This is a genomic window from Streptomyces sp. NPDC126497, from assembly GCF_040302425.1.
Classification (GTDB): domain Bacteria; phylum Actinomycetota; class Actinomycetes; order Streptomycetales; family Streptomycetaceae; genus Streptomyces.
Genome location: NZ_JBEORT010000176.1, coordinates 1 through 6,406, shown reverse-complemented (window position 1 = coordinate 6,406; position 6,406 = coordinate 1). Strand labels below are relative to the sequence as shown.

General features: G+C 72.3%; 4 protein-coding genes. 3 read left to right on the top strand and 1 reads right to left on the bottom strand.

Features of this window, described 5'->3' with window-relative positions; genetic code table 11:
- Nucleotides 1-341: 341 nt before the first annotated feature.
- From ychF to ABTY20_RS34575, 3 genes are all read left to right on the top strand, one after another.
- Nucleotides 342-1,430 carry a redox-regulated ATPase YchF gene (gene ychF, locus ABTY20_RS34585; protein WP_352001113.1) on the top strand — a complete coding sequence of 363 codons (1,089 nt, stop codon included), beginning with the start codon at nt 342-344 and terminating at the stop codon, nt 1,428-1,430.
- A 444-nt stretch (nt 1,431-1,874) separates the two neighbouring features.
- Nucleotides 1,875-3,302: a non-reducing end alpha-L-arabinofuranosidase family hydrolase gene (locus ABTY20_RS34580; protein ID WP_352001112.1), complete on the top strand. Its 1,428-nt coding sequence runs from the start codon at nt 1,875-1,877 to the stop codon at nt 3,300-3,302.
- 190 nt (nt 3,303-3,492) lie between these two features.
- Entirely contained in the window at nt 3,493-5,022 is a 1,530-nt protein-coding gene (locus ABTY20_RS34575) for a glycoside hydrolase family 43 protein (RefSeq protein WP_352001111.1), read from the top strand.
- Between the two features lie 19 nt (nt 5,023-5,041).
- Here the strand turns inward: ABTY20_RS34575 and ABTY20_RS34570 are convergent, their stop codons facing one another.
- Complete coding sequence (locus ABTY20_RS34570) at nt 5,042-6,226, bottom strand: glycosyltransferase (protein WP_352001110.1); 1,185 nt, start codon at nt 6,224-6,226, stop codon at nt 5,042-5,044.
- Between the last annotated feature and the right edge of the window lie 180 nt (nt 6,227-6,406).

The following is a 6,406-nucleotide window of genomic DNA, read 5'->3' as shown; positions in this document are numbered from 1 at the left end:
GTCACGGCCCTTTTCTTTACCGCAGTGTTTCCTGAATGATTCCGATCATTTCACCGAGCCTTAGCCGGGTCGTTTTCCCGCAGCTGTGCCGAATCAGGCCCCTCACGTCGCGGTCCGTACCGTTCGTGCTGCGAAGGTCGCGTCCTGTGTGGCTCCACTGCACCAACGTAGGTCGTTTTATGTGCCGAACGGCCCGCCAGACACGCCGGGGCCGGAGCCCGGCCGGACGTTCGACACGTCGCGGGGGGCGTCGGCGGGCACGCCGTAGACTGGTGGATCGGCCCACACAGCCCCGTCGGCCGGTCCTCGTCCCCCACTCCTCACGTACGGGAAGTCGCAACGTGTCGCTCACGATCGGAATCGTCGGTCTGCCGAATGTCGGCAAGTCGACCCTGTTCAACGCCCTGACCAAGAACGACGTGCTGGCGGCCAACTACCCGTTCGCCACGATCGAGCCGAACGTCGGCGTGGTCGGCGTCCCCGACCCCCGCCTGACCAAGCTGGCGGAGATCTTCGGCTCCCAGCGGATCCTCCCCGCCACCGTCGACTTCGTCGACATCGCGGGCATCGTGCGCGGCGCCTCGGAGGGCGAGGGCCTGGGCAACAAGTTCCTCGCGAACATCCGCGAGTCCGACGCGATCTGCCAGGTCATCCGCGCCTTCAAGGACGAGAACGTCGTGCACGTCGACGGCAAGGTCTCGCCGAAGGACGACATCGAGACGATCAACACCGAGCTGATCCTCGCCGACCTGCAGACCATCGAGAAGGTCCTGCCGCGCCTGCAGAAGGAGTCGCGGATCAAGAAGGACGTCGCGCCCAAGGTCAAGGCGGTCGAGGAGGCCAAGGAGATCCTGGAGAAGGGCGACACGCTCTTCTCCCACGGCGTCGTCCAGGGCACCGAGCGCAACGAGCTCCTCCACGACCTGCACCTCCTCACCACCAAGCCCTTCCTCTACGTCTTCAACGTCGACGAGGAGGAGCTGACCGACGAGGACTTCAAGAACGAGCAGCGCGCGCTGGTCGCTCCCGCGGAGGCGATCTTCCTCAACGCCAAGCTGGAGGCGGACCTCGCCGAGCTGGACGAGGACGAGGCCCTCGAGCTCCTCCAGTCCGTCGGCCAGGACGAGCCCGGCCTCGCCACCCTCGCCCACGTCGGCTTCCGCACCCTCGGCCTGCAGACCTACCTCACGGCCGGCCCCAAGGAGTCCCGCGCCTGGACCATCAAGAAGGGCGCCACCGCCCCCGAGGCCGCCGGTGTCATCCACACCGACTTCCAGAAGGGCTTCATCAAGGCGGAGGTCATCTCCTTCGAGGACCTGGTGGAGACCGGCTCGGTCGCCGAGGCCCGCGCCAGGGGCAAGGCCCGCATGGAGGGCAAGGACTACGTGATGCAGGACGGCGACGTGGTGGAGTTCCGCTTCAACGTCTGACGTCCCGTCGGGAACCGTGCCCGGCCGGCGGGCCGGGCACGGGCTTCCGTCCGCGGGGAGACCTCGCCCCGCCGCGACCTCGGCATCCCGTCCGGGCCGGGAGCGGCGCCCCGTCCGGGGCCGCGGCGGGGAGGCGAATGTTTCGTTTCGTTCCGCGAATCATGCGCGAAGTATTGACGCCGTTCGTCGGTTCCCTATCATCCAAGTTGCTCGGTACTTCGACACTGGTTCGATATCACGAACGAGCCAGGGTCACCCCGCTCGTACGGCGGGAGGGGCTCCTCCGTGCCGCGCCCGCCGGGACGGCGGGCCGCACGGGGGCGCCCCACCCCATCTATGTCATGCACGCATCAAATCTGCTCCCGTGATCGCACGCCGACGACCGTCCGGCCGGCCTCCGACGAGGCCGGCCGGCACCACCTACTCATGGTTGAGGAAGTCCCCATGCGCAGAGGAAGTCCCACCCGCAGGCGCCCGTCCGCGGTGCTCGCCGCCGTGGTCGCGGCCCTGGCCGCGCTGGCGGCGATGCTCGTCGCCACCACCCCGGCCCAGGCCGCTTCCAGCGGCGCCTTGCGCGGTGTCGGTTCGAACCGGTGTCTCGACGTGTCGGGCGGCGCCCAGACCGACGGCACGTCCCTGCAGCTCTACGACTGCTGGGGCGGGACCAACCAGCAGTGGACGCTGACGGACAGCAACCAGCTGACCGTGTACGGCAACAAGTGCCTGGACGTTCCCGGCCACGCCACCACCGCCGGTACCCGGGTGCAGATCTGGACCTGTTCCGGCGGTGCGAACCAGCAGTGGCGGGTGAACTCCGACGGCACGGTCGTCGGCGTGGAGTCCGGGCTGTGCCTGGAGGCCGCGAGCGCCGGTACGGCCAACGGCACGGCGGTGCAGCTCTGGACGTGCAACGGCGGCAGCAACCAGAAGTGGACCGGCCTGACCGGGACGCCGCCCACGGACGGCACGTGCTCCCTTCCGTCGTCGTACCGCTGGACGTCGACGGGCGTGCTGGCGCAGCCGGCGAACGGGTGGGCCGCGGTGAAGGACTTCACCACCGTGACGCACAACGGCAAGCACCTGGTCTACGCCTCGAACGTCTCGGGATCGTCGTACGGGTCCATGATGTTCAGCCCCTTCACGAACTGGTCGGACATGGCGTCGGCCCGCCAGACCGGGATGAACCAGGCCGCGGTGGCGCCCACGCTGTTCTACTTCGCGCCCAAGAACATCTGGGTGCTGGCGTACCAGTGGGGTTCGTGGCCCTTCATCTACCGCACGTCGAGCGACCCCACCAACCCCAACGGCTGGTCCTCCCCGCAGCCGCTGTTCACCGGCAGCATCTCCGGCTCCGACACCGGCCCGATCGACCAGACCCTGATCGCCGACGGCCAGAACATGTACCTGTTCTTCGCCGGTGACAACGGCAAGATCTACCGGGCGAGCATGCCGATCGGGAACTTCCCGGGCAACTTCGGCTCGTCGTACACGACGATCATGAGCGACACGAAGGCCAACCTCTTCGAGGGCGTACAGGTCTACAAGGTCCAGGGCCAGAACCAGTACCTCATGATCGTCGAGGCGATGGGCGCGAACGGACGCTACTTCCGCTCCTTCACGGCCTCCAGCCTGAACGGTTCGTGGACCCCGCAGGCCGCCAGCGAGAGCAACCCCTTCGCGGGCAAGGCCAACAGCGGCGCCACCTGGACCAACGACATCAGCCACGGCGACCTGGTCCGCAACAACCCCGACCAGACCATGACCATCGACCCCTGCAACCTGCAGTTCCTCTACCAGGGCAAGGACCCCAACGCGGGGGGCGAGTACAACCGGCTGCCGTGGCGGCCGGGTGTGCTCACCCTGCGGCGCTGACGTGACCGGTCCGCGGTGACCGCCCGCTGACCGGCACCACCTCGAGGATCCCCGGCCGTACCCCGTCCGGGGATCCTCCCGTCGGTGGACCACCGGCGGCGACCGCAGCGGGACCGGGACGCCATGCTGGTGATCGCGGAACCCCGGGCGCGTTCCGCGGCGCCCGGCGACTCGAAGGGAACCTCTCTCCGTGCAGACGTACGACAACCCCGTGATCAGCGGGTTCCACCCGGATCCGAGCGTGTGCCGGGTCGGCGACGACTACTACCTGGTGTGCTCCAGCTTCGAGTACTTCCCCGGGCTGCCGCTGTTCCACAGCAAGGACCTCGTGCACTGGGAGCAGATCGGCAACGTGCTCGACCGGCCCGGGCAACTGCCGCTTCCCCTCCCCGGCACCAAGGCGTCCGGCGGCCTCTACGCCCCCACGATCCGCCACCACGACGGCCGCTTCTGGGTCGTCAACACCAATGTCGGAGGCGGCGGCAACTTCGTCGTCTCGGCCGAGCGGCCCGAGGGGCCGTGGAGCGACCCGGTGTGGATCGACCTGCCCGGGATCGACCCCGATCTGGCGTGGGAGGAGGACGGCACCTGCTGGTGCGCCTTCTCGGGGCCCGCGGGCGGCATCAACATGGCCAGGATCGACCCGGTCGGGGGGAAGGTGCTGGAGGGGCCCTTCGCCACCTGGTCGGGCAGCGGCCTCAAGTTCCCCGAGGCACCGCACCTCTACCGCATCGGCGACTGGTGGTACCTGCTGATCGCGGAAGGCGGCACGGAACGCGGCCACAGCGTGTCCGTCGCGCGCGGCCGCTCGCCGCGCGGCCCCTGGGAGGGCGCACCCGCCAACCCCCTGCTGTCCCACAGCGGTACCGCCCGCCCCATCCAGAACACCGGCCACGCCGACCTGGTGGAGGCTCCCGACGGCAGCTGGTGGATGGTGCTGCTCGGTGTCCGCCCCCGCGGCTTCACCCCCGACGTGCACGTGCTCGGCCGCGAGACGTTCCTGACCTCCGTGGAGTGGGACGAGGACGGCTGGCCCGTCGTCGCGCCCGTTCCCGAGCGCCACGCGGCCCCGGGCGGCGCCTGGCACCCCGTTCCGGCCCCGCCCGCCCGCGACGACTTCGACGCGCCCGCCCTCGCGCCGCACTGGATCTCGCCGTTCGCCCGCCCGGCGGGCTCCTGGTCGCTCACCGAGCGCCCCGGCCGGCTGGTCCTCAACGCCACCGGCCCCACCCTCGACCGTCCCGGGTACACCTTCGTCGGCCGCCGCCAGCAGCACCACGACTGCCGCGTCACCGCCGAGATCGACCCGGGTACGGGACGCGGCGGACTCTGCGTGCGCCTGGACGAGGCCCACCACTACGCGCTGGAGGTCGGGGGCGGGGAGGCCGGCGTCGTCGCCCGGATCGGCCCGCTGCGCCAGACCGTGGCGGCCCGGCCGGTCCCGCCCGGGCCGCTGACCCTCACCGTCACCATCCGCACGTCCGGCCTCGTGCCCGCCTCGCCCGAGCTCACCGACGGCGGCACCACGGGCCCCGACACCCTCGCCTTCTGGCTCGGCGACCCCGACGCCCCGGACGCCCGGCCGCTCGCCGAACTGGACGGCCGCTACCTGTCCACCGAGGTCGCCTGCGGCTTCACCGGCCGCGTGATCGGCATGTACGCCACCGAGGGCACGGTCGCCTTCGACTGGTTCGCGTACGCCCCGGCGGCCTCCCCCTGACGCCCGGCACGCCGCGCGGCTAACCCGCGACCGCCCGCAGGGCCGCCTCCCGCACGCGGGCGGTCGCGTGTCCGGGCAGGTACCGGCCGGCGTGCAGCCGGCTCGCGGCGGCGGTCGTGGCGTCCCTGCGGGCCCGGTCGGTGAGCAGGTCCGCGCAGTGCCGGGCCAGGTCCTCGGCGGTGTCGGCGAGGGCCAGGTGCTCACCGGGGACCACGTCGAGGCCCTCGGCGCCGACCGTGGTGCTGACCACCGGCACGCCGTGCGCGAACGCCTCGAGGATCTTGATGCGGGTGCCGCTGCCCACGCGCAGCGGCACCACGACCAGGTCGGCGGCGCGCAGGTGGGGCGCCATGCTCGGGACCGCGCCGGTGACCTCCACGTGCGGGCCGGCCAGCGCGGCGACGTCCGGGGTGGACGCGCCCGCCAGCACGACCCTCGCGTCCGGCACCCGCTCGTGGATCAGCGGCAGGATCTCCCCGGTCAGCCAGGCGGCGGCGTCCGCGTTGGGCGCCCAGTCGAAGGAGCCCTGGAACAGGAGGGTCGCGCCGCGGCCGGTGCGCGGCGGCCCCGGCGGGCGGGCGGGGTAGGTGTTCGGCACCACCACCGTCCGTTCCGTGCCCAGCCGGGCGGCGTCGCGGGCGCAGGCGACCACGGCCACGTCCGCCTCCCGCGCCACCCGCCGGTGGACGCGGTCCCACCAGGCGATCGAACGCCGGGCCTGCACGCGCTGCCACGGCGTCAGCGGCACGCCCCACACGCCCCGGCCGAGCCGCGCCCAGCGGCGGATCAGCACGTCCTCGAAGTCGTCCACGTCGACGACGGTGCGGCCGGTGAACCGGCCGCGCAGCGGCAGCCAGGCGCGTTCCCGGTTGAACCACACCAGGTCGTAGCGGGTGCCGGTCGACCACCCGGGCAGGACGGGCGCGAGCGTGCGCCGCTGGTGGGCGGCGTAGGCGGCGGACGGCCCGCGCGCGGCGATCTCCAGGAAGGCGCGGGCGCCCGTGTACGGCGTCACGGCGGCGACCCCGGTGCGGGCGAAGCGGACGGTCTCCTCCGGCGGCGGCACGGTGTCCGGCGGCGCGAGGAAGAGCGCGTCCACCGGACCCAGCGCGGCGAGCGCCCCGGTGACCAGGTCCATCCGCTGCACCGCCCCGCCGGCGGGGCGGCGGGGCAGGACGTCGCTGACGAACAACGACCGGATCACCGGACGGCCCTCCCGTCCGGCCGCGCCACCGGGCCGGCCTCCCCGCCGGGGCCGGCCCCCCGCGCGGGCCCCCCCGGCCCGGCCGCCCCCCGCCGGCCGCCCCCACCCCCCGCCCCCCCCCGACCCCGGCCCCCCCAACTAGCGGCGCACCCCCCCCCCGGGGCCCCAACAGACCACAAA

Excerpts from the sequence above, each read along its gene's own strand:
- ABTY20_RS34580 (WP_352001112.1), top strand. The coding sequence starts at position 1,875 with ATGCGCAGAGGAAGTCCCACCCGCAGGCGCCCGTCCGCGGTGCTCGCC.